The sequence below is a fragment of the Microvirga pakistanensis genome (assembly GCF_004458765.1).
GTDB classification, from domain to species: domain Bacteria; phylum Pseudomonadota; class Alphaproteobacteria; order Rhizobiales; family Beijerinckiaceae; genus Microvirga; species Microvirga pakistanensis.
The window spans coordinates 1-223 of sequence record NZ_SPJX01000037.1 but is presented as its reverse complement, the minus strand read 5'-3'; the positions used below and the strand labels follow the sequence as shown (position 1 = coordinate 223).

The window sequence follows — 223 nt, the reverse complement described above, 5'->3', positions numbered from 1 at the left end:
GGCGGCAATGCGAACTTCAGGCTCACGCTGTCGGAGCCTCCTGCGGAGCGGCTGACCGTCACCTACCAAGTCATCCATGGCTCGACCTCGACGGGTGACGTCTCGGTGGGAACGTACACCCTGAACATCGCCGCCGGTTTCGTGGGCACGCGCGGCTTCAACGTGCCAACGATCGAAGAGCTCGCCTTCGAGCCCGACGAGACCTTCACGGTGAAGCTCGTGA

Annotated in this window: 1 protein-coding gene; it reads left to right on the top strand. The window is 63.7% G+C overall.

What is annotated here, in order from left to right; translation table 11 throughout:
- A partial coding sequence (locus E4K09_RS28695; RefSeq protein ID WP_166802120.1) for a hypothetical protein occupies positions 1-223 on the top strand: 223 nt, incomplete at both ends.